The sequence below is a fragment of the Neorhizobium sp. PAMB6630 genome, assembly GCF_058242775.1.
On record NZ_CM177836.1, the window covers coordinates 899,132 to 924,968 of the forward strand.

The window sequence follows — 25,837 nt, forward strand, 5'->3', positions numbered from 1 at the left end:
GTATTTACAGTCCTAAGACTGCGAGACTGACTTTGCCGCGATATTGCTCAATTGTCAAGCATTTATTGTTCGTGATTAACTTTGAGGCAGATGCCTTTTGGCAGATCAGCCTTGCCCGGCAGCAACGTTCGGCTAGAAAGGATGGATCGCTTCAAGAACGGGATGTCCCATGCTGCCTGACCGCGCCTCTTTCGATGCCCTTGCCGATGCCGCACGCCGCGAAACCCTGCCGCGCTTTCGCACTGGAACGCTTGTTGCGAACAAGCTCTCAGGCGGGTTCGATCCGGTGACGGAGGCGGATCGCGCCGCTGAAACCGCCATCCGTGACCTCATCACCGCGAGTTTTCCCGATCACGGCGTGCTGGGCGAAGAGCACGAATCGGTTGGGCTCGACCGCGAGCATGTCTGGGTCATCGATCCGATCGACGGCACCCGTGCCTTCATTTCCGGCGTTCCCTCCTGGGGCACGCTGATCGGGTTTTATTCAAACGGTCGCAGCGTGATGGGCTTGATGGACCAGCCGTTTACCGGCGAGCGTTATTTCGCCGATGGCAACAACGCCTGGTATCGCGGCCCCGATGGCGAGCGACAGATCCGCACGCGCGATTGCGCGACGCTTGCCAATGCGACGCTGTTTACCACCTCGCCGCACATCTTCGAGGGCGATGACCTCAAGCGCTACCGTGCCGTTGAGGAAAAGGTGCAGCTTTTCCGCTACGGGATGGATTGTTATGCCTACACGCTGCTGGCGGCAGGCCACATCGATCTCGTCATCGAAAACAACCTGAAGCCCTATGATGTGGGTGCGCTGATTGCGATCATCGAGCAGGCCGGCGGTATCATCACCACCTGGGACGGCGGTCGGCCGGAAGCGGGCGGCAGCATTATCGCGGCCGGCAGCCGCGCCGTTTATGACGAGGCGATCGCCTATCTGACGTAAGCGGGCAGATCAGGCGGCCGATTCGGAAAACTCCGGCATCGGTTCGCTGCCGGGCATAAAGGCCTGGATGGCCGCCAGAGCCTGAGCGCGAAAAATGTCGCGCTCCTGAAAGATCTCGTGGCGGGCGCCGGTAATGGTGATCAATTGTCCGGCGCGAAAATTGCGCGACAGTCGTTCCTGCGCCAGATAGGGCACGACGCCATCCAGCATCGGCGCGATCAACAGTGTCGGTATGGTGATTTTTGTTAAGTGCGCCTGGGCCGAGACGCGGCTTGCCGTTTTCAGCGTCTCATACAACCAGCGGGCCGTCGGTGGACCGATGGTCAGGTCCGGCCGTGCGGCAATCATTTCGGCATTGCGGTCAAAGCGCTGCCGGTCCGATGTCAGCGGGTTGTTTTGAAACGGACGTCGGCTGCGGTCCGCGCCGAGCGTCCTTGCTCCGAAGCCAAGGGTGGAGAGGAGCGTCGAAAGCCGCCGGATCCAGGGCTCGGGAAGCGATTGACCGGTCAGCGCCACATAGGGGGCGGCCAGCGCCATGCGGTCGATACGGTTCTGCAGGCGCGGGGCCGCCGCAAGTGCAATCAGCGCGCCGGTGGAATGGGCGATCAGGAAGAACGGCAGGCGGGCATCCGGCAGCACGATCTTTTCAAGAAACAGTTCCAGATCCCGCTCATAATCGGCAAAGCGGCGCACATGGCCCTTGCGGGCCTCTTTCAGCAGCCGCTCCGAACCGCCCTGGCCACGCAGGTCGAAAGTGGCCACCCACAGCCCTTGCGCGTTGAGATCGCGGATCGTCTCGTAATATTTTTCAATGAACTCGTTGCGGCCTTGAACGAGCACCACGGTGCCGCGTGCCGGCGAGACGTCCGAGCGAAACAGGGCGTAACGCAGTCGCGTGCCGCGATGGCCTTCGAAAAAACCGGCGGTGTGGTTTTCCGGAACGGGATTGCCGGGTGTGGAAAAGAGGATGTCGTCCATCGGCTTTGCCGTCCTGCTTGTACAACACATGCCCCAGGAAACACGACAGAAGTTGCGTTTCTGCTTCAACCGGCTGGTGGAGGTCTGTTGTCGCACACCATCGCACAGGCTGTATCGTCAAAGCGATAGGATCTTGCGCTGCGCGCGTCAAAGAAAAAAGCCGGAGCCGGATCGCCGGCCCCGACCAAATGACACTGAAGAGAAGGGACGTGACTTCAGTGGCCGGAGGCAGATCCGTCCGGTTACCGCCTTTATGCAAGGCGGTGCCTGAACGCTGCCGGAACCGACCGTTCACCCGCCATTCAGGGACAAATCCGGCGGCCGGGGCCTCTCCCATTTTTTCAAACGCAAAGGTCTTGAAGCCGAATTTTCCAACTCCCATCTGTCTGTCACGGACGCCAAACGGGTCCGTAACCCAAGGGTGGTACCGCCAGAACGGGGTGCCGCCTCCAGACAAAACTTCGCAAACGTCGCTTCAAGGAGGACATCATGCGTCACGTCGATTTTTCGCCGCTCTATCGCTCCACCGTCGGTTTCGACCGTCTCTTTTCCATGCTCGATGGCGTGAGCCAGCCCGAGCAGGCCCAGACCTATCCGCCCTACAACATCGAACGCACCGGCGAGACCACCTACCGCGTGACCATGGCCGTGGCCGGTTTCGATGAAACCGAACTCAGCATCGAGGCCCATGCCAATGTGCTGACCGTGAAGGGTGAAAAGTCCGAGGAAGAGGGTGCCGAGAAGAGCGAATATCTCTATCGCGGCATTGCCAAGCGCGCCTTCGAGCGCCGCTTCCAGCTGGCAGACCATGTGGAAGTGCAGGCCGCTTCGCTGAAGAACGGTCTTCTGCACATCGACCTTCTGCGCAACATCCCGGAAACGCTAAAGCCCCGTCGCATCGCCATTGCTGCCGACGTGGTGGATGCCCCGAAGACCATCGAGGCCCAGCCGGTTCCGCAGCAGGTCAACTGATCCACACATTCCCGATCCGGGAATTTTTGAGGGCCTCTCCCAGATGGGAGGGGCCTTTTTGGTATGGGTCGTAACATAGCTGCGCAAGTACCGCCGGCGGTTACACCTTGGCGGGATCGACGGCCATGTCGACGCTGACAGCGGCCTGCCTTGCCGCGTATTTCTGGGCAATGACGGCGCAGACCATCAGCTGGATCTGGTGGAACAGCATCAGCGGCAAAACGATGGCGCCGATGCTCTGCCCGGCAAAGATGGCGCCAGCCATCGGTACACCGGAGGCAAGGCTTTTCTTCGAGCCGCAGAAGGTGATGGTGATCTCATCCTGCTTGTTGAAGCCCAGAAGCCGGCTGCCGAACATGGTGATGGAAAGAACGATGGCGAGCAGCACCGCATCGAGCGCGATCACCACGCCGATATCGGTGATGGAAAAGGTCTGCCACAGACCTTCGTTCACCGATTCAGAAAAGGCGAGATAAACCACCATCAGGATCGAGCCACGATCGACAGGCATCAAAAGCTTCTTGCGCGCCCGGATCCATTTGCCGATCCACGGCTCCAGCAGCTGGCCAAGGATGAACGGCGCGAGAAGCTGGAGAAGAATGGTTTCCAGCGCATCGAGCGAAAAGCCGGAGGTGCCGCTTGTCGTCATCAGCAAGCCGACGAGCAGCGGCGTTAAAAACATGCCGAACAGGTTGGAGGCGGATGCCGAACAGATGGCAGCCGGCACATTGCCGCCGGCAATCGAGGTAAAGGCAATCGACGACTGCACGGTGGATGGCAGCACGCAGAGAAACAGGATGCCGACATAAAGCTCCGGCTTCAGGATCTCGCCGGGAATAAAACCGGCGGCAAGCCCGAGCAGCGGAAAGATCGCATAGGTGACGGCGAGAATGGTGAGGTGCAGGCGCCAGTGCAGCACGCCGGCCACCACCACATCCCGCGACAGGCGTGCGCCGTGCAGGAAAAACAGAAGAGCGATGGCGCAATCGGTGGCGACACCGAAATATTCGGCGAAATCACCCTTTGCCGGCAGAAGCGAAGCGATGATGACCGTCGTCACCAGCATCAGGGTGAAACGATCCGGCAGAAAACGGCTCATGGGGGCATCCTATCGTGCAAGCAAGGATTTACGTCTCACCCATCATGAAGCAAGATGCAAACACTAACAGTTATCACGGATCGCGATAAATGCTGAACCTCACCCACCTCTCGAGTTTCGTCATGCTGCAGCAGACCGGCAGTTTTACGCTGACGGCGGAGCGTCTCGGGCTTGGCCAGTCCACCATCAGCCAGCATATCCAGCGGTTGGAAAAGGCGCTCGGGCGCCAGTTGATCGATCGCACGACGCATCAGGTGAAGCTGACGGCGGAGGGGGAGGCGCTGATCGGTTATGCCCGCGGCATGCTGGACATGAACGGAAGGGTGATATCGCTGTTTTCGCAAACGCGGCTGCGCGGGCGCCTGCGGCTCGGGGTCTCCGAGGATGTGGTGGCAAACCGGTTGACCGGGATTCTCGAGGATTTCATCCGGCTTTATCCGCTGGTCGATCTGGAGCTGACGGTGGCGCTCAGCGCAACGCTCACCCAGATGCAGGAGGTGGGCGATCTCGACCTCGTGCTTGCCAAGCGCCATCCGGGCGAAACGCATGGGCGGTTTCTCTATCGCGAACCGCTGGTCTGGCTGGCGCGCGATCCGGATCTGGTGCGCCTGCAGGAGGATAAGCCGCTGCCGCTCATTGCCTTTCCGCCGCCGAGCATTACCCGCAAGGCAGCCCAAGATGCGCTCGACCGGGAAAAAATCCCGTGGCGGATCGTCTGTACCTGCGCGAGCCTCAGCGGGCTTACGGCAGCGGCCCGCGCCGGCATGGGCGTGCTGGTGCAGCCGCGCAGCATGGCACCATCAGGCCTTCGCGAAGTGACCGGCGCGCGCCTTCCGGTTCTCGAAGATGTGGAATTTGTCGCGGTGGCCCGGCGCGGTGCTGACCAGGCCCTGGTCGAGGCGCTGTCGAGCCTCATCGTGCAGCACATCACGCCGCAGGCGGCGGCGTGATGGCCATGTCTTGTCTCTTGCCTCAGCCGGCGGCGATCACATCGAGGAACGCGTCGACGTCTTCCTTTTCCGTGGCAAAGCTGGTGACGAGGCGGATCAGCATTTCGCCGTCCTGCACCGGTTCTGCCATGTCGCGCGGCTCCAGCCAGTCATAGAACTTGGCGCCCTTGGCGTCCGCGGCCTTGGCGGTCTCCTTCGGAATGACAGCAAAAACCTCGTTGGACGTGGTGTCCCAGGCCAGGCGAGCGCTGTTTGAGGCGGAAAGGCCGGCGCGCAGGCGGTCGGCCATGGCATTGGCGTGGCGGGCAAGGCCAAGCCAGAGGTCGTCCTGCAGATAGGCCTCGAATTGGGCGGCGATGAAGCGCGACTTGGAAAACAGTTGCGCCGAGCGCTTGCGGATGAAGGGCAGTTCCTTCGCCATATCAGGATTAAAGAACACGATGGCTTCGGCGCACCAGCAGCCGTTTTTCGTGCCGCCGAAGGACAAGACATCGACGCCGCGTTTCCATGTCATCTCGGCCGGCGTCACGTCCAGCTGCACCAGCGCATTGGCAAAACGGGCGCCATCCATATGCAGCGGCAGGCCGTTTGCCTTGGCGACGCGGGAAATCTCCTCGATTTCGGCAAGCGTGTAGATCGTGCCGACTTCGGTCGCCTGCGTCATGGTAACGGCCGTGGCCCGGCCGTGATGCACGGCATCCTGCGGATAACGGGCGATGCGGCTCGCAAGGATCTTGGGGTCCATCTTGCCGCCAGAACCTTCGACGGGGGACATGCGCATGCCGCTGAAGAAGTCCGGCGCGCCGCATTCATCCTCGATCACATGTGCCTCGGAATGACAGAAGGTCACGCCGCCGGGCTTGGCAAGGCTTGCCAGCGATAGCGAATTGGCAGCGGTGCCGGTTGCGACAAAGAATACAGAAACCTCGCGCTCAAAGATCTCGTTGAAACGTTGCTCGATGGCCTGGTCGAGTGCGCTGGTGCCATAGGCGGCGGCAAAGCGGGTCGATTCCTTCATCAGCCGCTCGTTGATGGCATGATGGGCGCCAGCCCAGTTGTCCGAAGCAAAAAACATGGGATTTAAGACTTTCAAAGAAGCATGGGATCGGGCGTGGAGACGACAACGCGACGGCAGCCGTTCTTGCCCGGAGATTAGGCCGATCCTGACTGCGATCAATAGGTTTTGGCCGTGTTGGAAGTGCGGTCCTGTTTCTGAGGTATGAAAGATGATCAAAAGCCTCACCTATGCGTAATATTATTGCTTGCGTGTGTGCGATCCGGAAATTTTCGGGCGAAACGGCGCTCAGAATTTTGTGGCGGCCACCTTGCGCGATCACCGTATTTCTGTCATAGAAAATGAGAATTAGGGCAGCCTTACTGTCCTAATTTGCCAGATGAGGGCGTAGAATTCCGTTAACCTTTGTTTTTGAAGGGTTGCTGTCTTCTGCGCTACGCGTGTGGCCTCTATGATGACGGTGGGCTCGGGGCGCGGGTTCATCAATCCGGTCAACCTTGTCCGCTTGTGCGGCCTGTAGGAGGAAAGACGATGACGAAGGTTCATGCACCAGAAGGTTCTGCGGTCGGCTCGGCCGAAACCGTGAAAGCCGCCATGCCTTTCCGCCGCCTGTCCGCCTCCGGCGTGCCGCTGGCGCAAGGTCTTTACGACCCGAAGAACGAACACGATGCCTGCGGCGTTGGCTTCATCGCCCATATGAAGGGACAGAAGTCGCACCAGATCGTCAAGGACGGCCTGTTCATCCTGGAAAACCTGACGCACCGCGGTGCCGTCGGCGCCGATCCGCTGATGGGCGATGGCGCCGGCATTCTGGTGCAGATCCCTGACCGCTTCTTCCGTGAAGAGATGGCAAAGCAGGGTGTCACCCTGCCGAAGGCTGGCGAATATGCGGTCGGCCACATCTTCATGCCGGCAGAGCCTGAGCAGATCGAACACTTCAAGAAGGTGATGATCGAGGTCATCGCCGAAGAGGGCCAGCAGTTCCTCGGTTTCCGCGATGTGCCCGTCGACAATTCCTCGCTGTCGAAGGCGCCGGATATTGCCGCGACCGAACCCTATCACTGTCAGGTCTTCATCGGCGCCGGCCGCGATGCTGCGACGAACCATGATTTCGAGCGAAAGCTGTTTTTGCTGCGCAAGGTGATTTCCAACCGCATCTACGATGCCTTCGGCGGCCAGGAAACCGGCTTCTATCCGGTCTCGCTGTCGTCCTCCACCATCGTCTACAAGGGCATGTTCCTCGCCTATCAGGTGGGCGCCTATTACAAGGATCTCTCCGATCCGCGTTTTGAATCCGCCGTTGCCCTCGTGCATCAGCGTTTCTCCACAAACACCTTCCCCTCGTGGAAGCTGGCGCACCCCTATCGCATGGTCGCCCATAACGGCGAAATCAACACGCTGCGCGGCAACGTCAACTGGATGGCGGCGCGCCAGGCATCGGTCTCGTCGCCCTTTTTCGGCGACGATATCTCCAAGCTCTGGCCGATCTCCTATGAAGGCCAGTCGGATACGGCTTGCTTCGACAACGCGCTCGAATTTTTGGTGCGCGGCGGTTATTCGCTCGCCCATGCCGTGATGATGCTGATCCCCGAGGCATGGGCTGGCAACCAGTCCATGAGCCCCGAGCGCAAGGCATTTTACGAATACCACGCCGCCCTGATGGAGCCGTGGGATGGCCCCGCTGCCGTTGCCTTCACCGATGGCCGCCAGATCGGCGCGACGCTCGACCGCAACGGCCTGCGTCCGGCCCGTTATGTCGTCACCGACGACGACCGTATCATCATGGCATCCGAAGCCGGCGTTCTCCCGGTGCCGGAAGAAACCATCATCAAGAAGTGGCGCCTGCAGCCGGGCAAGATGCTGCTCATCGACATGGAAAAGGGCCGCATCGTTTCCGACGAGGAAGTGAAGCTGGAGCTTGCCACCAAGCATCCCTATCGCACCTGGCTCGATCGCACCCAGCTGATCCTGGAAGAACTGAAGCCCGTGGAGCCGCGTGCGCTGCGCCGCGACGTGTCGCTGCTCGACCGCCAGCAGGCCTTTGGCTACACCTCGGAAGACACCCGCATCCTGATGTCGCCGATGGCAACGACGGGCCAGGAAGCCATTGGCTCCATGGGCACCGATACGCCGATTTCGGCGATGTCGTCGAAGTCAAAACTGCTCTACACCTATTTCAAGCAGAACTTCGCCCAGGTCACCAACCCGCCGATCGATCCGATCCGCGAGGAACTGGTGATGAGCCTCGTCTCGTTCATCGGTCCGCGCCCGAACATTCTCGATCATGAAGGGGCAGCCAAGGCCAAGCGCCTGGAAGTGCGCCAGCCGATCCTGACCAACGGCGATCTCGAAAAGATCCGTTCCATCGGCCACACGGAAGACCGCTTCGACACCAAGACGCTCGACTTCACCTATGATGTGGAGCGGGGTGCCGAAGGCATGCCGGAAATGCTCGATCGCCTCTGCGAGCGGGCGGAAGCGGCCGTCAAGGGCGGTTATAACATCATCGTGCTCTCGGACCGCCAGATCGGGCCGGACCGCATCGCGATCCCGGCACTTCTTGCGACCGCTGCCGTTCACCATCACCTGATCCGCAAGGGGCTTCGCACCTCCGTCGGCCTCGTGGTCGAATCGGGCGAGCCGCGCGAGATCCATCATTTCTGCTGTCTCGCCGGTTTCGGCGCGGAAGCCATCAACCCCTATCTCGCGTTCGATACGCTGACCGACATGCATGCACGCGGCGAATTCCCGAAGGAAGTCGATGCGAGCGAGGTCGTCTATCGCTACATCAAGGCCGTCGGCAAGGGCATCCTCAAGGTCATGTCCAAGATGGGCATTTCCACCTACCAATCCTATTGCGGCGCGCAGATCTTTGATGCGATCGGCCTGTCGTCGGAACTGGTGGAGAAGTATTTCTTCGGCACCGCCACCTCCATCGAAGGCATCGGCCTCAATGAAATCGCCGAGGAAACTGTCACCCGCCACACATCAGCCTTCGGCAAGGACCCGATCCTTGCCACCACGCTCGATATCGGCGGCGAATATGCCTATCGCATGCGCGGCGAAAGCCATGCCTGGACGCCGGATGCGGTTGCCTCGCTTCAGCATGCCGTGCGCGGCAACAGCCAGGATCGTTACCGCGAATTTGCAGCCATGATGAACGAGACGGCGCTGCGGATGAACACCATTCGCGGCCTGTTCAAGGTGAAGAGCGCCGAACAGCTCGGCCGCACGCCGATCTCCGTCGATGAGGTCGAGCCGGCCGTCGACATCGTCAAGCGTTTTTCGACGGGCGCCATGTCCTTCGGTTCGATTTCTCGCGAGGCGCATACCACGCTTGCCATCGCCATGAACCGCATCGGCGGCAAGTCGAACACGGGTGAGGGTGGCGAGGAAAGCGATCGTTACCTGCCGCTCGCCAACGGCAACCAGAACCCGGAACGCTCGGCCATCAAGCAGATCGCCTCCGGCCGGTTTGGCGTGACCACGGAATATCTTGTGAATGCCGACATGCTGCAGATCAAGGTGGCGCAGGGTGCAAAGCCCGGCGAAGGCGGCCAACTGCCCGGCCACAAGGTGGATGCAACGGTTGCCAAGACCCGCCATTCCACGCCGGGCGTCGGCCTCATCTCGCCGCCGCCGCACCATGACATCTATTCGATCGAGGATCTGGCGCAGCTGATCTTCGACCTGAAGAACGTCAACCCGACAGCCGATATCTCGGTGAAGCTGGTGTCTGAAGTCGGCGTCGGCACGGTGGCGGCAGGCGTTGCAAAGGCGCGCGCCGATCACATCACGGTGGCCGGTTTCGACGGTGGCACCGGCGCATCGCCGCTCACCTCGCTGAAGCATGCCGGTTCGCCGTGGGAAATCGGCCTTGCCGAAACGCAACAGACGCTGGTGCTGAACGGCCTTCGTTCGCGCATCGCGCTGCAGGTGGATGGCGGCCTGAAGACCGGCCGCGACGTCATCATCGGCGCGCTGCTGGGCGCTGACGAGTTCGGCTTTGCGACGGCGCCGCTGATTGCCGCCGGCTGCATCATGATGCGCAAGTGCCATCTGAACACGTGCCCCGTTGGCGTGGCGACGCAGGACCCGGTTCTGCGCAAGCGCTTCAAGGGCACGCCGGAACATGTCATCAACTACTTCTTCTTCGTGGCGGAAGAAGTGCGCGAGATGCTGGCAGCCCTCGGCTACAGCCGTCTCGATGAGATCATCGGTGCCTCCGAGCTTCTGGAAAAGGACGAGATGATCGCCCACTGGAAGTCCAAGGGGCTCGACTTCTCAAAGATCTTCCACAAGGTCGACGCACCGAAGGCGGCAACCTTCTGGACGGAACGCCAGAAGCACCCGATCGACGACGTGCTCGATCGCAAGCTGATCGAAAAGTCGCTGCCGGCACTGGAATCCAAGGAACCGGTTGTCTTCGAAGTGCCGATCAAGAACGTCGACCGTTCCGCCGGTGCCATGCTGTCGGGCGCACTTGCCAAGCGCTGGGGTCACAAGGGCCTGAAGGACGATACCATTCATGTCACGCTGCGTGGCACGGCCGGCCAGTCGTTTGGCGCCTTCCTTGCCCGCGGCATCACGTTCGATCTCGTGGGTGACGGCAACGACTATGTCGGCAAGGGGCTCTCGGGTGGCCGCATCATCGTGCGCCCGCCGGAAAATTCACGGCTTGCCGCCGAGCACTCGATCATCGTCGGCAACACGGTTCTTTATGGTGCGATCACCGGCGAGTGCTACTTCCGTGGCGTGGCCGGCGAGCGGTTTGCCGTGCGCAACTCCGGTGCGATTGCCGTCGTCGAAGGCGTGGGTGACCACGGCTGCGAATACATGACGGGCGGCATCGTCGTCGTTCTGGGCGAAACCGGCCGCAACTTTGCAGCCGGCATGTCCGGCGGCGTGGCCTATGTTCTCGATGAAACCGGCGATTTCGCCAAGCGCTGCAACATGGCGATGGTGGAACTCGAGCCGGTTCCGGAAGAGGACGACATGCTGGAGAAGCTGCACCATCACGGCGGCGACCTCATGCACAAGGGCCGCGTCGATGTCTCCGAAGACATGACGCGCCACGACGAGGAACGCCTCTACCAGATGATTTCCAACCATCTCCACTACACCGGCTCCAACCGGGCCAAGGAGATTTTGGACCGCTGGACGGAATACCGCCCGAAATTCCGCAAGGTCATGCCGGTTGAATACCGTCGTGCGCTCGAGGAAATGGAACGCATGCGCATGGGCGTTGCGGCGGAATAAGCGCCGCTTCGCTGTCATTCACCTGATCGTCCCGCAGACAAAGCAACGTCCTGCGGTCTGCGGGAGATCAAAACAGAATTCAATGTGCCGGGGCGGTCGCAAACGGAGCCGACCGGTACTGGGGACCTGCGGGACCCCTTCTTTGATGTGAGGGATGAAACATGGGCAAGGTTACGGGTTTCATGGAAATCGACCGGCAGGTGGCAAAGTACCAGCCGGCGTCTGACCGCATTCGCCATTTTCGCGAGTTCACGATCCCCATGTCGGAACCGGAAGTGCAAAAGCAGGCCGCGCGCTGCATGGACTGTGGCATTCCCTATTGCCACGGCCCGACCGGATGTCCGGTCCATAACCAGATCCCCGACTGGAACGACCTCGTCTATAACAACAAGTGGGAGGAGGCGATCCGCAACCTCCATTCCACCAACAATTTTCCGGAATTCACCGGCCGCGTCTGCCCGGCGCCGTGCGAGGAAGCCTGCACGCTGAACCTGGAAGATGCGCCGGTCGCCATCAAGACGGTCGAGCAGGCGATTGCCGACAAGGCTTATGAGCTGGGTTTCATAGCGCCGCAGCCGGCCACCATCCACACCGGCAAGAAGGTCGCTGTCATCGGCTCGGGTCCCGCAGGACTTGCCGCTGCCCAGCAGCTTGGCCGCGCCGGCCATGAAGTGCATGTCTATGAGCGCGAGTCGAAGCCCGGCGGGCTGCTGCGCTATGGCATTCCGGACTTCAAGATGGAGAAGAATTTCATCGATCGCCGCGTCGAGCAGATCAAGGGCGAAGGCGTGACCTTCCATTGCGGCGTTAATATCGGCGTCGACCTGCCCATGCAGCAGCTCATCGATGAGCATGATGCGGTGGTTTATTGCGGCGGTTCGGAAACCCCGCGTCCGGCCGGCATTCCAGGCGTCGACCTGCACGGCGTCTACGATGCCATGCCGTATCTCGTGCAGCAGAACCGCCGTGTTGGTCGCGAAAACATCGATAGCGTCGGCTGGCCGTCGGAGCCGATCCTTGCCGGTGCAAAGCATGTCGTCGTTGTCGGTGGTGGCGATACGGCGTCGGACTGCGTCGGCACGGCGTTTCGCCAGGGTGCCGTGAAGGTCACCCAGCTCGACATCCGCCCGATGCCGCCGGAAAAGGAAGACAAGCTGGCCGTCTGGCCGTTCTGGGCCACCAAGATGCGCACCTCGTCTTCGCAGGCCGAAGGCGCAAATCGCGAGTTTCAGGTGGCAACGCTTGAATTCGTCGGCGAGGACGGTCAGTTGACCGGCGTGCGCTGCTGCCAGGTGGACGAGCGTCGCAAGCCGATTGCCGGCACCGATTTTATCATCAAGGCCGATCTCGCCTTCATCGCCATCGGTTTTTCCGGCCCGGCAACGGATGGCGTGCTCTCCGAAATGGAAGGCAAGCTGGCGCTGAATGTCGACCGTCGCGGCTCGACCAACGTGATTGCCAACGAACGCGATTACAAGACCTCTGTCGACAAGCTCTGGGCAGCCGGCGACGTGCGCCGCGGCCAGTCGCTGGTCGTCTGGGCCATCCGCGAGGGTCGTCAGGTGGCACGCGCCATTGACGAGGCGCTGATGGGCGCCTCCGTTCTGCCGGCCTGAACCATTTCCCCGCCTGTCAGCCCGGTTCGCCGGGCTGACCCTTTTTAAAGACCATTCTTTTTCAAACCCTTCTTTTTACCGGATACCGGCTCATGACTTTGAAACTCTATCTTGCCGGGCCGGAGGTTTTTCTGCCCAACGCCCGCGAAACTCTGGATGCCAAGGCCGCCATGGCCCGCGCTTACGGTTTCGAACCGATCTGCCCCGGCGATGTGACCATAGAGCCGGCACCTACGCGACACGGTTTTGGCCTGAAGATCAGCGGTGTCGATGAGGACATGATGAATCGCGCCGATGGCGTGATCGCCAACCTCACGCCGTTTCGCGGCATTGCCGCCGATGTCGGTACTGCTTTCGAGCTGGGGTATATGTGCGCGCAGGGCAAGCTGGTGGCCGCTTACACGAACATGACCGCCAACCATTTTGCCCGCACCCGTGATTTTTATGCGGGCGATATCCGCGAAGGCGCAGATGGGCGCAAGCGCGGTCCGGACGGCCTGTCGCTCGAGGATTTCGACATGATCGAGAACCTCATGCTGCATGGCGGAATCGAGCGGCGCGGCGGCCATATTGCCGTGCATGATGCCGCAGCCGATGTGCTTTACACGGATCTGACGGCGTTCGAGGAATGTCTGGCGGTTCTGGCAAGGAGCCAGACGGTAAAGGCCGCCATCAAGGCGTGATCGTCATTGGGTCGCGCCGGTGACCTCGGTGCGATAATAATCGACGCGGCCGATGGGCGCGTCCTTCACTTCCCCCTTGGTCACCAGCAGATCGCGAGGACTGTCTGTCGCCGCCGCTTTCGGCGGGCTGGCGCTTGCACCCAAAAGTGTGTCGCCCCCGTCGAGGGCGGGATCGGAGAGGCTGATCGGCTGGGTCTTCACCGGTATCTCGGCCTGCGGCGGCAGGCTGGATAGAAGCGGCAGGTCCCCGGCATCGAGGCGGATCAGATCAGAAATGCTGAGGTCGCCGAGATGGCGGCGGGCGAGCTTTTCCACGTAGAAGGCCAGCTTGCGTTTGCCTGGATCGGTAAAACCGATCCCATCCTGGGAACGCAGGCGCACCGGCTGGCCGTTGACATCCGATCCGCTGACGATGAACTGGCCGCCTTCGCTGACGAACCCGTCCCAGATATCGACGAATTCGCCGCCCGCCGTCTCCACCTGCTTCTGGTAGATGCTGTTGAGCGTCACCGCATCGGCCGTCAGTGAGGGAGACTGGAACGGCGGCAGGCCCACCCAGAGCAGCGGCAGCTTGTGCGCGGTGACGATGCCGGCAAGCTGCGACACGCGGGCTTCATATTCACTGAGCCACTTGTCCGTGCGAAAACGTTCGCGCCCGCCGTCAACCTGCAGCGTCTGGCGGTCATTGGCGCCAATCATCACGACGACCAGCTTCGGTTTTTCAGCGGCAATCAGCCGTTCCAGTTCTTGTGGCCAGTTGAAGTGGTCGTCCCGCACCAGGCCGGAGGCGACCGATCCCTGTTCGGCGACCACCACAGACGGATCTTCCGCAAAGGCTTCCGAAAGTCCCTTGCCAAGACCCATGGCGGTAAAATCGCCAACGACGAGGATCTTGCGGGCGTTTTCCATTTTTTCGACCACAGGGGTGGCGGTCACGGCGGGTGTGGCGGCGGCACTGGCGCCCGTCGCCGGAGCGCGCTCGGGCCGGGGTGCGCTTGTTCTTGCCGGCTGGCGTCGGCGCTGCGGCTGGCTGTTGAGGTTGATGATCGAACGTTCCTGTACCTGTCGGCGATTGCCGAAAAACAGGTCCATCAGCGTGCGCCGCTCCTGGGCGGAAGCCTCCGGCAGGCCGAGCGGGAAGGCCAGCACGGTGCATAAAAGCACGCGTCGCCACAGCCGCCCGTTGCTGCCGTTCTTCCTCGTCACCACGCGCCTTTCCGTGTTGGCGGCTTTTCGCTTCACGCCACGTCTTCAGGTTATTTGCGGATACGCTTCAGCAATGTCTGCGACGGCTCGCCGTCCGCTTCCATGCCAAGGCGTGATTGCAGGGCGCTGATCGCAGCCTTCGAGCCGGAGCCGAAATTGCCGTCGATCTCCCCATTGTAATAACCAAGCTCCTTCAGGCGGCTCTGCAACTCGAATTTTTCCTTCATGTCGAGCGCACCGGTCGGGCGTGGCCAGGACTGCGCCACCCCGCCGTAACCGGCAATTTCGTCAGCCAGAAGGCCAACGGCCAGCGCATAGCTGTCGGCGGCGTTATAACGCTTGATGACGAAGAAATTCTTGACCATCAGGAATGCCGGGCCATTGGCGCCGGCCATCAGCTTCAGTTCGGCCCGATCGCTGTGGCGGGGAAAGCCCTTGCCGTTCGGGCGGGTGAAGCCGAGTGATTCCCACTGCGCAAGTGTCTTCGTCTGGCCCTCGTAGCGGGCGGCGCCGCGCGGCAGAACCGCCTCATAACCCCATGTCTTGCCGCCCTGCCAGCCATTCTTCGCGAGAAGATTGGCCGAGCTTGCCAGCGCATCGGGAATGGAATTCCAGATGTCGCGGCGGCCATCGCCATCGGCATCCACCGCATAAAGCAGGTAGCTTGTCGGAATGAACTGCGTGTGGCCCATGGCGCCGGCCCAGGAGCCGGTGAGGTGGCGCGGCGTGATATCGCCCGATTGCAGGATCTTCAACGCTGCCACAAGCTGCGTGCGGGCAAATTTCGAGCGCTTGGGGTCGGCCCAGCCAAGCGTTGCTAAGGCCTGCGGCACATGGTGCAGGCGATCGGGCTTTTCCAGAACAGAGCCGTAATTGGATTCCATCGACCAGATGGCGAGCAGGATATGCTTGTCGACGCCGAAATGATTCTCAAGACCCGCCAGCAGACGTCCATGTTTTGCAAGCATCTCGCGGCCGATACGCACGGTAAACGGGTTGACGCGCGAATCCAGATACTGCCAGATTTCGGATTTGAACTCCGGCTGGTAACCTGCTTTCTGCAAAACGTCTTCGTCAGGACCTGTTATGCCGGCGAAAGCTTTGTTATAGGTCGCGCGGGTGATGCCGCTGGCAGCTGCGGTCTGATAGAAATTGGAAACCCAGGACTTGAAACCCTGATCCGCTCTGGCATCTATTGCGGTGCCCGAAAACGTGATCGCGGCGATCACGGAGAGGGCCAACCCAGCGAAACGATGTTTGGAGAAAATGCTCATCGGCAGTCGCGTTCCTTCTGTCCGGTCTGAAAATCGCCAGGATCGGGAACCACGCCCTGGCATTGACCGGAGGTTAGACGGACAATGTCAATAAATTCTTTACCATGTGAACACGGATCTGTCATTGTTTGTGATTATGTGATGATTATCCGTTAGCAGTTTTTTGCGTCGCACCACAATGAGTGTAAGTGCTTTAGGAGGCATGATTGGCACAACAGAAAATTCGTAAAGCCGTATTCCCCGTCGCAGGACTGGGAACTCGCTTCCTTCCGGCCACCAAGGCTGTTCCGAAAGAAATGCTGACTGTCGTCGACAAGCCGGTGATCCAGTACGTCGTCGATGAAGCGGCAGAAGCCGGCATCGAGCATTTCGTTTTTGTCACCGGTCGTGGCAAGGGTGTCATTGAAGACTATTTCGATATTCAGTTCGAACTCGAGCAGATGCTGCGCGAGCGCAACAAGAATGCCGAACTGACGCTGCTGTCGGATCTACTGCCGGTTGCCGGCACTGCAAGCTTTACCCGCCAGCAGGTTCCGCTCGGTCTCGGCCACGCTGTCTGGTGCGCCCGCGATATCGTCGGTGACGAGCCGTTTGCGGTTCTCCTGCCCGACATGATCATGTCGTCGGAAAAGAGCTGCCTGAAGGGCATGGTCGAGCTTTATGACAAGACCGGCGGCAATGTTCTCGCCGTCGAGGAATGCGCTCCCGACCAGGCCCACAAATATGGCATCGTCGGCGTTGGCGACAAGGTTGGCGACGAAGGGTTCAAGATCACCGAGATGGTCGAAAAGCCGGCCAAGGGCACTGCCCCGTCCAACTTCTTCATCAACGGCCGCTACATCCTGCAGCCGGAAATCTTCAAGATCCTCGAAACCCAGGAACGTGGCGCCGGCAACGAAATCCAGCTGACCGATGGCATGCTGGCGCTTGCCAAGGCACAGGAATTCGCCGGTTACCACTTCAAGGGCGAAACCTATGACTGCGGCGCCAAGGATGGTTTCATCCTGGCAAACCTTGCCTTCGCCCTGAAGCGCGGCGACATCCGCCCGCTGATCGAAGGCCCGCTGAAGGACATGGTCTCCAAGATCTGATCTCACGATCGTCTGATTGAGAAAGGCCCTGCGGCAGACGCGGGGCCTTTTTTGTGCCCCGCCCCCGTCAGCGCTTCAGGCTGAGGCCCAAACCGACGCGCCAGAGATTGCTGTCGGTCCCGCCGGCATTGGCGGTGTGCTCGTAACCGACGTTCGCCGTCGCGTCGAAATAGCGGTTGACGCTCCAGATGAGACCGGCGCCGGCCTGCCAGTCGGTTTCATCCGTTGCCGAGGGGAAATCGCGCCGCGTGGCAGAGGCGGTCAAACGGCCGGTGAGGTTGTTGAGGATCTGGTGCGACAGGCCGGCGGTGAGGAGATATTCGCTCCAGCCGCTGGCGCCCGCCGTTGCGGCATCCTGAAGCGTGGTGCGAAGCCCCAGATCCACATCCGTGCCCCGGTGCGGCGACCAAAACACGGTTCCGTCGAGTGTCAGGGCATTGAGGCTTGCCAGACGGGAATCCTCGTAATCCACCGTCGCATACCCGATGCCGAGTTCGCCACGCAGTTTTTCGCTAAAATCGAACTGCAGCCCGCCGCGTCCACCATAACTCATCGACGAGCGCTCGTAGCCGGCGGCATCGCGTCTGGCGTCATAGACGGCGCGGCCAAGGCTTGCCTCGATGAACGGGATCAGCGCCGGCGACAGCTCGTAGCCGAGGCGGATACGGCCTTCGACGGCGGTGCGGTCGCGGTCGCTGAGCGACAGGCTGCTGCCATCGGCAAGACGGGCGGTGCCATAGGTGGTGCGCGTCGCATCGATGGCGGCGGTGCCGCGCAACACGCCAAAATCCCGCTCCAGCGAAGCGCCGCCCGTATAGCGGTTGACGCCGGCCTGTGTGGTGGCACCACTCACGGCATTCGGATCGCCGGTATCCTCGCGCTCGAAGGCATAACCGCTGGTAATGTGGCCTGTTGTGTTGCCGGAGAGATCAAGACGCAGGTCGGCATCCAGCCGTCCTTCCGGATCTGTGCTGCCGCGCCCGCTGACATTGCGCTCATAGGTGCCTTCGCCTGAGACCGTCAGCTGATGGCGGCCCCAGTCGGAGGTGAGCGTGCCGTTGGCGGTGGTGGCGAGATAGCTGCGGGTGGTTTTTATCCCCCCGCTTTTCGTCGTTTCGCTGTTAATGCTCTGGTTGATCGTCGGGCGAAGGGTGAAGGTGCCGAGCCGGATGCCGGTGCCATCATCCGCCCGGGCCGATCCGTCGCCGGCATCGATGCCGGGTTCCGGCTGGTTCTCCGGTCCTTCGATCAGCTGGTTGAGATCGTCGGCATCTGTCCCATCGGCCCCCGCAAGCGGAACACCCTGTATCATGCCGCCGCGCAATTGCGTCTCGCCCGGAGCCTCGGCGCTGATCCCGGCCGCAGCGGGCGCAAAGGGTTGCGCCACATCGCCCGTCTGCGCCAGTGCTCCCGAGGACAGAGCAAGTATGCCTGTGGACAGAGCAAGCACCGCCGTCGCCATCATCCGCGCAGCCGGCATCCGGTGCCGGGCAACAAGAGCGGCGAGGTGAGGGGAGAGGGTCATTACGCTGCCTGACGGGGGAACGGGCATGGAACGGGAACAGAGTTAGCCAAAGCTAAAGCAGCGTGGTTAACGTTTGGTTGCCCAGGGGTTGCGCCTTGTCGCGCGCTGAGGCCTTACCGGCCTTTATCCCTTGCGTTGCGCGACGTTCGGCGCATGGACTTCGCCAAAAAACAGCGTTATGGCATCGCTCATGAACACGAACGCCTTGCTTTCTGAAGGTTTCGACGCCGTGGCTTCGGCGTTGCGAACCATTGCCACCGAAAAACGCGGCCTTGCGGCGCTGGAGACGGCGCTGGCCGGTGGCCTTGGCGCGCCCATGCGCGAAGCGATCACGCGCATCTCCGGCATTACCGGCCGCGTCATCGTGACGGGTGTGGGCAAGAGCGGACATATCGGCGCCAAGATCGCCGCGACCCTTGCCTCGACAGGCACGCCGGCCTCTTTCGTCCATGCGGCGGAAGCAAATCACGGCGATCTCGGCATGATTGCCGGCAATGATCTGGTGCTGGCGATTTCCAAGGGCGGCGAAAGTGCCGAGCTGAAAAGCATCATCGCCTATACGCGCCGCTTTTCAATTCCGCTCGTCTCGCTCACCTGCGCGCCGTCCTCGTCGCTGGCGCGCGAAAGCGATGTCGTGCTGCTTCTACCCGCCGAGCAGGAAGCCTGTCCGCACGGGCTTGCACCCACCACCTCGACGCTGATGCAGCTTGCCATCGGCGATGCGCTGGCGGTGGCGCTTCTGGAAGCACGCGGTTTTACGCCGACCGATTTCCACGTCTTCCATCCCGGCGGCAAACTGGGCGCGAGCCTCACCCATGTGCGCGACATCATGCACACCGGCGAGCGCCTGCCGCTGGTGGCTGAGGGAACGCCGATGGTGGAGGCTGTGCGCACGCTGTCGCACAAGCATTTCGGTTGCGTCATCGTGCTGGATGGCGACGGCCGTCTGGCTGGCATCGTCACGGAAGGCGACATGGCGCGCAACCTCACCCGCAATCTCGGGGAACTCTGCGTCGATGATGTGATGACGAGGACGCCGAAGACGATTGCGCCGAACACGCTGGCAACGGCAGCGCTTGGCCTCATCAACAAGCACAATATCGGCGCCTTGATCGTTCTCGACGAGGAACGCCATCCGGTCGGCCTCGTGCATTTTCACGATCTGCTGCGGATCGGCGTCGCCTGACGAAAGATTAGGCGACCGGCTCCACGATCAGCTCGCTTCCCGTCCAGTCGGCCACGCGCACGCGCATGCCGGCGGGAAGATCAGGCCCCGTCACCGACCACCAGGTATCGTCAAGACGGATGCGGCCGCGCCCCTCGCGGATCGGTTCCACCAGCGTTGATGTGCGCCCGACAAGACTGTCGCCGCGCCGGTTCAGCAGCGGCTGATCGCTTTCGCTGTCCTTGCGGGCAAAGTAACTGCGGCCAGCAAGGGTAAGTGCCACCGAAAGAGCGGCAAACAGCACCAGTTGCAGCTGCCAGCTCCACCAGACCTCACCCCAGAGCGCCAGGGAGGCCGCGCCGACCACCATCGCCGCAAGCCCGATCCAGATCAGGAAGACGCCGGGGGCCGCGAGTTCAGCGGCCAGCAGAACCATGCCGAGGATCCACCAGCTCCACGGCCCAAGGCTTGCAACGAGGGTAATCAGCATGACCTCAGGTCTCGGTTCTGGGCTGGTTAAACGGGTTCACGCTAGGCGTGGTGCGGGCAGAGCCCTGCTGCGGCTGCGCTGGTACAGTCTGTGCGGGCATACGCTTCGGCTGCGGTGCATTCGGCGTCTCGCCAAACACCTCGCGGGCAATAGCGCCGATGCCGGCCAGCGACCCGATCAGCGAGGAAGCCTCCATCGGCATCAGCACGATCTTGGAGTTCGGCGCCGTGCCGATGGCGGCCATGGCTTCGGTGTATTTCTGCGCGACGAAATAGTTGATGGCGTTGACGTCGCCGGCAGCTATCGCTTCGGAGACGACGCGGGTGGCCTTGGCTTCGGCTTCGGCCAGACGCTCGCGGGCTTCGGCCTCCCGGAAAGCGGCTTCCCGGTCGCCTTCGGCCTTCAGCACGGCGGCCTGCTTTGCACCTTCCGCGCGCAGGATTTGCGCATTGCGCGAGCCTTCTGCTTCCAGCACCTGCGCGCGCTTTTCACGCTCGGCCTTCATCTGCCGCCCCATGGATTCCACGAGATCGCGCGGCGGCTGGATATCCTTGATTTCGACGCGGGTGACCTTGATGCCCCAGGGGCCGACGGCATCATCCACCACACGCAGCAGCCGTTCGTTGATGACCTCGCGGTTCGACAGAAGTTCATCGAGATCCATCGAGCCCATGACCGAGCGGATATTGGTCATGGTGAGGTTCTGGATGGCGTTTTCGAGGTTGGAGATCTGGTAGGCGGCCTGCGCGGGGTTAAGGATCTGGTAGAAGGCCACGGCATCGGCGGATACACTGGCATTGTCCTTGGTGATCACTTCCTGCGTCGGCACATCCAGCACCTGTTCCATCACGTTCATCTTGGCGCCGAGGCGATCGATGAAGGGGATGATGAGGTTGAGGCCGGGATCGAGCGTGCGCGTATAACGCCCAAAACGCTCCACCGTGTAGCGATAGCCCTGCGGCACGGTCTTGATGCCGGCAATCAGCACCAGAACCACAAAGGCGACGAGTGCGAGGACGACAATATCGAAGCCGGAAAATTCCATGAGCCCCTCCAAACAGGTTTAAGCAGGTGTTCCTCATGTAGGCCATGCGACATGCCGAGGCCAGAGGCGAAGCATGGGATGACAGTGAATTGCGCACGCGCGTCTTTTGCTGTATCCGCCGTGCGCAGAAATATCCGGTCGCAGCCTACCCGGTTAAAACAAGGACCCTGACCTATGAAGACACTCGTCGTCTGCTCCGGCGGACTCGATTCCGTTTCGCTTGCCCACAAGGTGGCGAAAGAACACACCCTGATCGGCCTCATCTCCTTCGATTATGGCCAGCGCCACAAAAAGGAGCTGGAGTTTGCCGCGCGTGCCGCCACCCGTCTCGGCGTTCCCCATGATGTCATCGACATCTCCGGCATCGGCCGCCATCTCTCCGGCTCGGCGCTGACGGATGATCTCGATGTCCCCGACGGTCATTATGCCGAGGAGACCATGAAGGTGACGGTGGTGCCCAACCGCAACGCCATCATGCTCGCCATCGCCTTTGGTCTGGCCGCTGCCCGCAAGGCGGATGCGGTGGCGGTTGCCGTCCATGGCGGCGATCATTTCATCTATCCTGATTGCCGCCCCGGCTTCATCGGCAGCTTTCAGGCGATGCAGAAGGAGGCGCTGGACGGTTATGCCGACGTCACGCTGATGGCGCCGTTCGTGAACGGGTCGAAGGCCGATATCGTCACCGAAGGGACGCGCCACGGCACGCCGTTTGGCGAAACCTGGTCCTGCTACAAGGGCGGCGAAAAGCACTGCGGCCGTTGCGGCACCTGCGTCGAGCGGCGCGAAGCCTTTTTCCTCGCCGGTGTCGAAGACCCCACAGACTACACGGACCCGGATTTCTGGAAGGCCGCGACATCAGGCTTCAAGGCCGAGGAGGTCTAACGTCGATGTTTCGCATCACCAAGGAATTCCACTTCTCCGCCTCCCATCAGCTGACCCACCTGCCGGCCGACCACCAGTGCGCCCGGCTTCACGGCCACAACTACATCGTGGTGGTGGAGCTTGCCGGCGAAACCCTGAATGCCGATGGTTTCGTGCGCGATTATCATGAGTTGAAGGTGCTGAAGACCTATATCGATGAGGAATTCGACCACCGCCACCTCAACGACGTCATGGGCACGTCGATGTCGACGGCCGAAAACCTCGCCCGGCATTTTTACGACTGGTGCAAGGCTCGCTTTCCCGAAACATCAGCCGTGAAGGTCAGCGAAACGCCAAAAACCTGGGCGGAGTACCGGCCGTGACGGTGGCCGAAACGGCGCTGATCCGGATCGCCGAAATTTTTGGACCGACCATCCAGGGCGAGGGTGTGCTCATCGGCCAGCCGACCGTGTTCGTTCGCACCGGCGGCTGCGATTACCGCTGCTCCTGGTGCGACAGCCTGCATGCGGTGGAAAGCCGCTTTCGCGCCGACTGGCAGCCGATGACGGTGGAGATGATCTGGCAGAACGTATCGACGCTTTCCGGCGGCCGCCCGCTGATGGTGTCGCTGTCCGGCGGCAATCCGGCCATCCAGCCGCTCGCGCCGCTGATCTCCCATGGTCACGGGCTCGGTTATCGTTTTGCGTTGGAAACCCAAGGCTCTATCGCGAAACCCTGGTTTGCCGATCTCGACGTGCTGGTCCTCTCGCCAAAACCGCCATCGAGCGGCATGGAAACGGATTTTGCAGCGCTTGCCGACTGTCTGGACAAGGCGGGAGAAAAGCCGCGCACGGTATTGAAATTCGTCATCTTCGATGATGCCGATTATGCCTTTGCCCGCGATGTCGCCGCCCGCCATCCTGATTTGCCGGTCTATCTCCAGCCCGGCAACCACACGCCTCCGCCGCCCGAGGCCGAGGATGCGGTGATCGATCTCGACGGCATCATGATGCGCATGCATTGGCTGGTGGACAAGGTGATGGAAGACCGCTGGTTTTCAGCAACCGTTTTGCCGCAACTGCATGTGCTTTTGTGGGGTAACCGGCGCGGGGTGTGATCCATAAAAACCTCTGATTGGACCATCACCGCATCCCGCGCGAACCTGGGCAGATACCAACGGGGCGGGGAAAACGATGACAGGGGACGAGATTTCGAAAGCCTATCTCAGCCGCCAGCCGCTGAAGACGATCTCGCTGTTAAAGTATCTGCAGGCGTATCCCGAGGATACGACAAGCTTTCATGCCGGCGGGAACGAAGGCGAAGCGGTGCTTGTGGTGTTGCGGGCGGCAGTGAGTGCTTACGACCACGAAACCTATCCGACGGCGCACCATGTCTGTTTCATCGCAAGCGACCATCCGCGCCTCACCGAACGGCTGCTCGACCACGTGCCGCGGGGGGCACCCCTGGTCTTCAAGCTGTCGCAGCCGGCGGATCATGCGGTGGTTGCCGAACATTTTTGCCTGCAGCGCACCACGGCCTTCCATTCCTTCTGCCTTGCAGATCAGCCGGCATGGGCCGGAGAGCCAGATCTGGTGCGCAAATCCCCAAGCGAATCCGGCTGGCGCCTGTTCGAGGAGCGCGGTTATGAGCGAGACTGGTTGCTGGGGCTGATCCGCAAAAACCTTGCCTTCGTGGTGGAGGCAGACTTGAGCGGTGCCACGGCCTCTGCCTGCTTTGCCTTCGAAAACAGTCCCGGCATCTGGGAGATTGGCGGCCTTGCGACACATCCCGCCGCCCGCCGCCAGGGCCTTGCGGCGCGGGTGGTGCGTGCGGCATGTTCAGAACTGACAAGGCGCGGCCTGCAGGGCCGTTACGTGGCGGAGGAGAGCAATGAACCGTCGCTGCAGCTTGCCCGTGCGCTCGGCCTTGCCGAATTCATGCAGCTGACGCATTTCCTCACGGAATAATGATGCCGCCCGCCTGCGGGCCGCCGCCGGTGTCGTTACCGGCTGCGATAGTGGTAGCGGCATTGGATGATCTGCAGGCGCTGTTCGCTTCCCGAACCGGCGACTTCGTAGACGAGCCTGTGGTCGCCGGTGATGCGGCGTGACCAGAAACCGGTGAGATCCCCTTTCAGCGGTTCAGGTTTTCCAAGCCCCGAAAAGGGTGAACGCTTGGCATCCTTGATCAGGGCGTGGATCTTGATCACCATGTCGCGGTCGGTCGCCAGCCAGAATTCGTAGTCGTCCCAGGCGTTTTGCGTCCAGACGAGCTTCATTCAGCCGTCGGGTCCTGCTCGATGGTCTTACCCTGCGCAAGCTGCGTCAGGCTCTCGCGCAGCCTGTCGGCATTGGCGGGGTTGGAGAGAAGATGCAGCGTTTCCAGCATGCTTTCAAACTCGCCTTCCGCCACCACGACCACCGCCTCCTTGCCTTGCCGCGTCACCAGAAGCGGCGCACGCGATTCCAGCACGGCATCGAAATGCGAGGCAAAGTTCTGGCGGAATTCTGTAAAGCGGACATGAGGCATGGTGGCTCCCTTGGTGGGGGATCTGTACGCAATTCTGTACGGATCCGGGCCTTAAAAGTCAAGGAGCCCCTGCCCAGTCCACCGTGCCCGCCGGCCGGTCCTTACACCCAGCCCTTAAGCTCGTTGCGCACGACATGCTCGATGACCCGCATGCCATCGGGGCTGTCGTTGAGACACGGAATGTGGGTGAATTTCTCGCCGCCATTGTGCAGAAAGATCTCGCCGGCTTCCTCGGCGATTTCTTCCAGCGTTTCCAGGCAATCGGAGACGAAGCCAGGGTTCAGCACGGCAATACGCTTGACGCCGTCCTTGGCGAGCTGTTCCACGGTCTTGTCGGTATAGGGCTGCAGCCATTCTTCCGGCCCGAAGCGCGACTGGAAGGTCAGCATCAGCTTTTCCTTCGGCCAGCCAAGACGGTCGCGCAGCAGGCGCGTCGTCTTGTAGCACTGGCAGTGATAGGGATCGCCCTTCTTGAAATAGGACATCGGAATGCCGTGATAGGAGGTGATCACCAGTTCCGGTTCCCAGTCGAGCTTGGCCAGATGCTGCTCGATGGAATTGGCGAGCGCGTCGACATAAACGGCATCGTCATGGTAACGCGGCACGGTGCGCAGCGCCGGCTGCCAGCGCATTTTGAGGAGCGCCTTGAAGGCCTCGTCATTGACGGTTGCGGTCGTGGCGGCGGCATATTGCGGATAGAGCGGATAAAGCAGGATCTTTTCGCATCCGGCCTTCTGCATCTCGTCCATCTTCGCCTGGATGGCGGGCTGTCCGTAGCGCATGGCCCAATCGACATGCACATGCGGCAGATCTTTCAGCGATTCAGCGAGTTTTTCGGCCTGACTGCGCGTGTAGGTGCGCAGGTAGCTCTCATCGAGATCGTTGTTCCAGATGCTCTTGTAGGCCTCGCCCACCTTTTGCGGGCGCTTGTTCAAAACGATACCGTAGAGGATCGGATACCACAGCAGCCGCGACCATTCGATGACGCGCCGGTCGGTCAGGAATTCCGCGAGATAACGCCGCATCGACTTGTAATCGGTGCCATCGGGCGTGCCGAGATTGACCAGGAGAACGCCAACCTTGCCGAAGCGAACCGGAGGGTGATCGGACGGAAGGTGATTTTCAGCGGCGTTCATCAT

At 61.3% G+C, this 25,837-nt stretch carries 23 protein-coding genes; 12 read left to right on the top strand and 11 right to left on the bottom strand.

All coding sequences use genetic code 11. The features are described 5' to 3' along the window. The first annotated feature begins 169 nt into the window (after positions 1-169). A complete protein-coding gene (gene hisN, locus AC4CWF_RS04190) occupies positions 170-940 on the top strand; it encodes a histidinol-phosphatase (protein ID WP_491283886.1) in 771 nt (256 codons plus the stop codon). 9 nt (positions 941-949) lie between these two features. On the opposite strand, the gene AC4CWF_RS04195 is transcribed toward hisN, so the two are convergent. Then, a complete protein-coding gene (locus AC4CWF_RS04195; RefSeq protein ID WP_491283887.1) occupies positions 950-1,918 on the bottom strand; it encodes an alpha/beta fold hydrolase in 969 nt (322 codons plus the stop codon). Between the two features lie 489 nt (positions 1,919-2,407). Here AC4CWF_RS04195 and AC4CWF_RS04200 point away from each other — a divergent pair, with 489 nt between their 5' ends. Continuing rightward, positions 2,408-2,890 carry an Hsp20 family protein gene (locus tag AC4CWF_RS04200; RefSeq protein WP_491283888.1) on the top strand — a complete coding sequence of 161 codons (483 nt, stop codon included), beginning with the start codon at positions 2,408-2,410 and terminating at the stop codon, positions 2,888-2,890. A gap of 100 nt (positions 2,891-2,990) precedes the next feature. On the opposite strand, the gene AC4CWF_RS04205 is transcribed toward AC4CWF_RS04200, so the two are convergent. Then, the gene (locus tag AC4CWF_RS04205) at positions 2,991-3,989 is read right to left on the bottom strand and encodes a bile acid:sodium symporter family protein (protein WP_491283889.1); all 999 of its coding nucleotides are present in this window, start codon (positions 3,987-3,989) and stop codon (positions 2,991-2,993) included. 89 nt (positions 3,990-4,078) lie between these two features. Here AC4CWF_RS04205 and AC4CWF_RS04210 point away from each other — a divergent pair, with 89 nt between their 5' ends. Next, positions 4,079-4,939, top strand: coding sequence for a LysR family transcriptional regulator (locus tag AC4CWF_RS04210; RefSeq protein WP_491283890.1), 861 nt, complete (start codon positions 4,079-4,081; stop codon positions 4,937-4,939). Between the two features lie 22 nt (positions 4,940-4,961). On the opposite strand, the gene AC4CWF_RS04215 is transcribed toward AC4CWF_RS04210, so the two are convergent. Continuing rightward, complete coding sequence (locus tag AC4CWF_RS04215) at positions 4,962-6,014, bottom strand: threonine aldolase family protein (RefSeq protein ID WP_491283891.1); 1,053 nt, start codon at positions 6,012-6,014, stop codon at positions 4,962-4,964. A 471-nt stretch (positions 6,015-6,485) separates the two neighbouring features. Between AC4CWF_RS04215 and gltB the strand changes: the two genes are divergently transcribed. From gltB to AC4CWF_RS04230, 3 genes are all read left to right on the top strand, one after another. Next, positions 6,486-11,213: a glutamate synthase large subunit gene (gene gltB / locus AC4CWF_RS04220; protein ID WP_491283892.1), complete on the top strand. Its 4,728-nt coding sequence runs from the start codon at positions 6,486-6,488 to the stop codon at positions 11,211-11,213. Positions 11,214-11,374: 161 nt separating this feature from the next. Beyond that, positions 11,375-12,829, top strand: a complete 1,455-nt coding sequence (locus AC4CWF_RS04225; RefSeq protein WP_491283893.1) for a glutamate synthase subunit beta — start codon at positions 11,375-11,377, stop codon at positions 12,827-12,829. A 92-nt stretch (positions 12,830-12,921) separates the two neighbouring features. Next, on the top strand, positions 12,922-13,512 hold the full coding sequence (locus AC4CWF_RS04230; protein ID WP_491283894.1) for a nucleoside 2-deoxyribosyltransferase: 591 nt from the start codon (positions 12,922-12,924) through the stop codon (positions 13,510-13,512). A 3-nt stretch (positions 13,513-13,515) separates the two neighbouring features. On the opposite strand, the gene AC4CWF_RS04235 is transcribed toward AC4CWF_RS04230, so the two are convergent. Then, positions 13,516-14,721 carry an SGNH/GDSL hydrolase family protein gene (locus tag AC4CWF_RS04235; RefSeq protein WP_491283895.1) on the bottom strand — a complete coding sequence of 402 codons (1,206 nt, stop codon included), beginning with the start codon at positions 14,719-14,721 and terminating at the stop codon, positions 13,516-13,518. Between the two features lie 47 nt (positions 14,722-14,768). Next, a complete protein-coding gene (locus AC4CWF_RS04240) occupies positions 14,769-15,992 on the bottom strand; it encodes a lytic murein transglycosylase (RefSeq protein WP_491283896.1) in 1,224 nt (407 codons plus the stop codon). Positions 15,993-16,198: 206 nt separating this feature from the next. Between AC4CWF_RS04240 and galU the strand changes: the two genes are divergently transcribed. Beyond that, a complete protein-coding gene (galU, locus tag AC4CWF_RS04245; protein WP_491283897.1) occupies positions 16,199-17,083 on the top strand; it encodes a UTP--glucose-1-phosphate uridylyltransferase GalU in 885 nt (294 codons plus the stop codon). A 67-nt stretch (positions 17,084-17,150) separates the two neighbouring features. Here galU and AC4CWF_RS04250 read toward each other — a convergent pair whose 3' ends face one another. Next, positions 17,151-18,608, bottom strand: a complete 1,458-nt coding sequence (locus AC4CWF_RS04250; RefSeq protein WP_491283898.1) for an outer membrane beta-barrel protein — start codon at positions 18,606-18,608, stop codon at positions 17,151-17,153. Positions 18,609-18,798: 190 nt separating this feature from the next. Between AC4CWF_RS04250 and AC4CWF_RS04255 the strand changes: the two genes are divergently transcribed. Further along, on the top strand, positions 18,799-19,794 hold the full coding sequence (locus AC4CWF_RS04255; RefSeq protein WP_491283899.1) for a KpsF/GutQ family sugar-phosphate isomerase: 996 nt from the start codon (positions 18,799-18,801) through the stop codon (positions 19,792-19,794). A 7-nt stretch (positions 19,795-19,801) separates the two neighbouring features. On the opposite strand, the gene AC4CWF_RS04260 is transcribed toward AC4CWF_RS04255, so the two are convergent. Further along, entirely contained in the window at positions 19,802-20,263 is a 462-nt protein-coding gene (locus AC4CWF_RS04260) for an NfeD family protein (RefSeq protein WP_491283900.1), read from the bottom strand. 4 nt (positions 20,264-20,267) lie between these two features. Next, entirely contained in the window at positions 20,268-21,308 is a 1,041-nt protein-coding gene (locus AC4CWF_RS04265) for an SPFH domain-containing protein (RefSeq protein ID WP_491283901.1), read from the bottom strand. A gap of 174 nt (positions 21,309-21,482) precedes the next feature. On the opposite strand from AC4CWF_RS04265, the gene queC reads away from it, so the two are divergent. The 4 genes from queC (at position 21,483) to AC4CWF_RS04285 (ending at position 24,136) form a co-directional block, all read left to right on the top strand. After that, complete coding sequence (gene queC / locus AC4CWF_RS04270; protein WP_491283902.1) at positions 21,483-22,190, top strand: 7-cyano-7-deazaguanine synthase QueC; 708 nt, start codon at positions 21,483-21,485, stop codon at positions 22,188-22,190. Between the two features lie 5 nt (positions 22,191-22,195). Further along, positions 22,196-22,552 (top strand): 6-carboxytetrahydropterin synthase QueD, encoded by a 357-nt coding sequence (gene queD / locus AC4CWF_RS04275; protein WP_491283903.1) that lies wholly within the window; start codon positions 22,196-22,198, stop codon positions 22,550-22,552. Continuing rightward, entirely contained in the window at positions 22,531-23,286 is a 756-nt protein-coding gene (queE, locus tag AC4CWF_RS04280; protein WP_491285201.1) for a 7-carboxy-7-deazaguanine synthase QueE, read from the top strand. Before queD ends, queE begins: the two co-directional genes overlap by 22 nt. 76 nt (positions 23,287-23,362) lie before the next feature. Continuing rightward, positions 23,363-24,136 (top strand): GNAT family N-acetyltransferase, encoded by a 774-nt coding sequence (locus AC4CWF_RS04285; RefSeq protein ID WP_491283904.1) that lies wholly within the window; start codon positions 23,363-23,365, stop codon positions 24,134-24,136. Between the two features lie 35 nt (positions 24,137-24,171). On the opposite strand, the gene AC4CWF_RS04290 is transcribed toward AC4CWF_RS04285, so the two are convergent. The 3 genes from AC4CWF_RS04290 to hemH form a co-directional block, all read right to left on the bottom strand. After that, positions 24,172-24,447 carry a Txe/YoeB family addiction module toxin gene (locus tag AC4CWF_RS04290; RefSeq protein WP_491283906.1) on the bottom strand — a complete coding sequence of 92 codons (276 nt, stop codon included), beginning with the start codon at positions 24,445-24,447 and terminating at the stop codon, positions 24,172-24,174. Then, positions 24,444-24,698 (bottom strand): type II toxin-antitoxin system Phd/YefM family antitoxin, encoded by a 255-nt coding sequence (locus AC4CWF_RS04295; RefSeq protein ID WP_491283907.1) that lies wholly within the window; start codon positions 24,696-24,698, stop codon positions 24,444-24,446. Before AC4CWF_RS04295 ends, AC4CWF_RS04290 begins: the two co-directional genes overlap by 4 nt. Positions 24,699-24,799: 101 nt before the next feature. Continuing rightward, on the bottom strand, positions 24,800-25,834 hold the full coding sequence (hemH, locus tag AC4CWF_RS04300; protein WP_210105667.1) for a ferrochelatase: 1,035 nt from the start codon (positions 25,832-25,834) through the stop codon (positions 24,800-24,802). Positions 25,835-25,837 lie beyond the last annotated feature (3 nt).

What these genes read in the sequence shown, in the direction of transcription:
- hisN (WP_491283886.1), top strand. Translation starts at nt 170, where the DNA reads ATGCTGCCTGACCGCGCCTCTTTCGATGCCCTTGCCGATGCCGCACGC.
- AC4CWF_RS04195 (WP_491283887.1), bottom strand. Translation starts at nt 1,918, where the DNA reads ATGGACGACATCCTCTTTTCCACACCCGGCAATCCCGTTCCGGAAAAC.
- AC4CWF_RS04200 (WP_491283888.1), top strand. Translation starts at nt 2,408, where the DNA reads ATGCGTCACGTCGATTTTTCGCCGCTCTATCGCTCCACCGTCGGTTTC.
- AC4CWF_RS04205 (WP_491283889.1), bottom strand. Translation starts at nt 3,989, where the DNA reads ATGAGCCGTTTTCTGCCGGATCGTTTCACCCTGATGCTGGTGACGACG.
- AC4CWF_RS04210 (WP_491283890.1), top strand. Translation starts at nt 4,079, where the DNA reads ATGCTGAACCTCACCCACCTCTCGAGTTTCGTCATGCTGCAGCAGACC.
- AC4CWF_RS04215 (WP_491283891.1), bottom strand. Translation starts at nt 6,014, where the DNA reads ATGTTTTTTGCTTCGGACAACTGGGCTGGCGCCCATCATGCCATCAAC.
- gltB (WP_491283892.1), top strand. Translation starts at nt 6,486, where the DNA reads ATGACGAAGGTTCATGCACCAGAAGGTTCTGCGGTCGGCTCGGCCGAA.
- AC4CWF_RS04225 (WP_491283893.1), top strand. Translation starts at nt 11,375, where the DNA reads ATGGGCAAGGTTACGGGTTTCATGGAAATCGACCGGCAGGTGGCAAAG.
- AC4CWF_RS04230 (WP_491283894.1), top strand. Translation starts at nt 12,922, where the DNA reads ATGACTTTGAAACTCTATCTTGCCGGGCCGGAGGTTTTTCTGCCCAAC.
- AC4CWF_RS04240 (WP_491283896.1), bottom strand. Translation starts at nt 15,992, where the DNA reads ATGAGCATTTTCTCCAAACATCGTTTCGCTGGGTTGGCCCTCTCCGTG.
- AC4CWF_RS04250 (WP_491283898.1), bottom strand. Translation starts at nt 18,608, where the DNA reads ATGACCCTCTCCCCTCACCTCGCCGCTCTTGTTGCCCGGCACCGGATG.
- AC4CWF_RS04255 (WP_491283899.1), top strand. Translation starts at nt 18,799, where the DNA reads ATGAACACGAACGCCTTGCTTTCTGAAGGTTTCGACGCCGTGGCTTCG.
- AC4CWF_RS04260 (WP_491283900.1), bottom strand. Translation starts at nt 20,263, where the DNA reads ATGCTGATTACCCTCGTTGCAAGCCTTGGGCCGTGGAGCTGGTGGATC.
- AC4CWF_RS04265 (WP_491283901.1), bottom strand. Translation starts at nt 21,308, where the DNA reads ATGGAATTTTCCGGCTTCGATATTGTCGTCCTCGCACTCGTCGCCTTT.
- queC (WP_491283902.1), top strand. Translation starts at nt 21,483, where the DNA reads ATGAAGACACTCGTCGTCTGCTCCGGCGGACTCGATTCCGTTTCGCTT.
- queD (WP_491283903.1), top strand. Translation starts at nt 22,196, where the DNA reads ATGTTTCGCATCACCAAGGAATTCCACTTCTCCGCCTCCCATCAGCTG.
- AC4CWF_RS04285 (WP_491283904.1), top strand. Translation starts at nt 23,363, where the DNA reads ATGACAGGGGACGAGATTTCGAAAGCCTATCTCAGCCGCCAGCCGCTG.
- AC4CWF_RS04290 (WP_491283906.1), bottom strand. Translation starts at nt 24,447, where the DNA reads ATGAAGCTCGTCTGGACGCAAAACGCCTGGGACGACTACGAATTCTGG.
- AC4CWF_RS04295 (WP_491283907.1), bottom strand. Translation starts at nt 24,698, where the DNA reads ATGCCTCATGTCCGCTTTACAGAATTCCGCCAGAACTTTGCCTCGCAT.
- hemH (WP_210105667.1), bottom strand. Translation starts at nt 25,834, where the DNA reads ATGAACGCCGCTGAAAATCACCTTCCGTCCGATCACCCTCCGGTTCGC.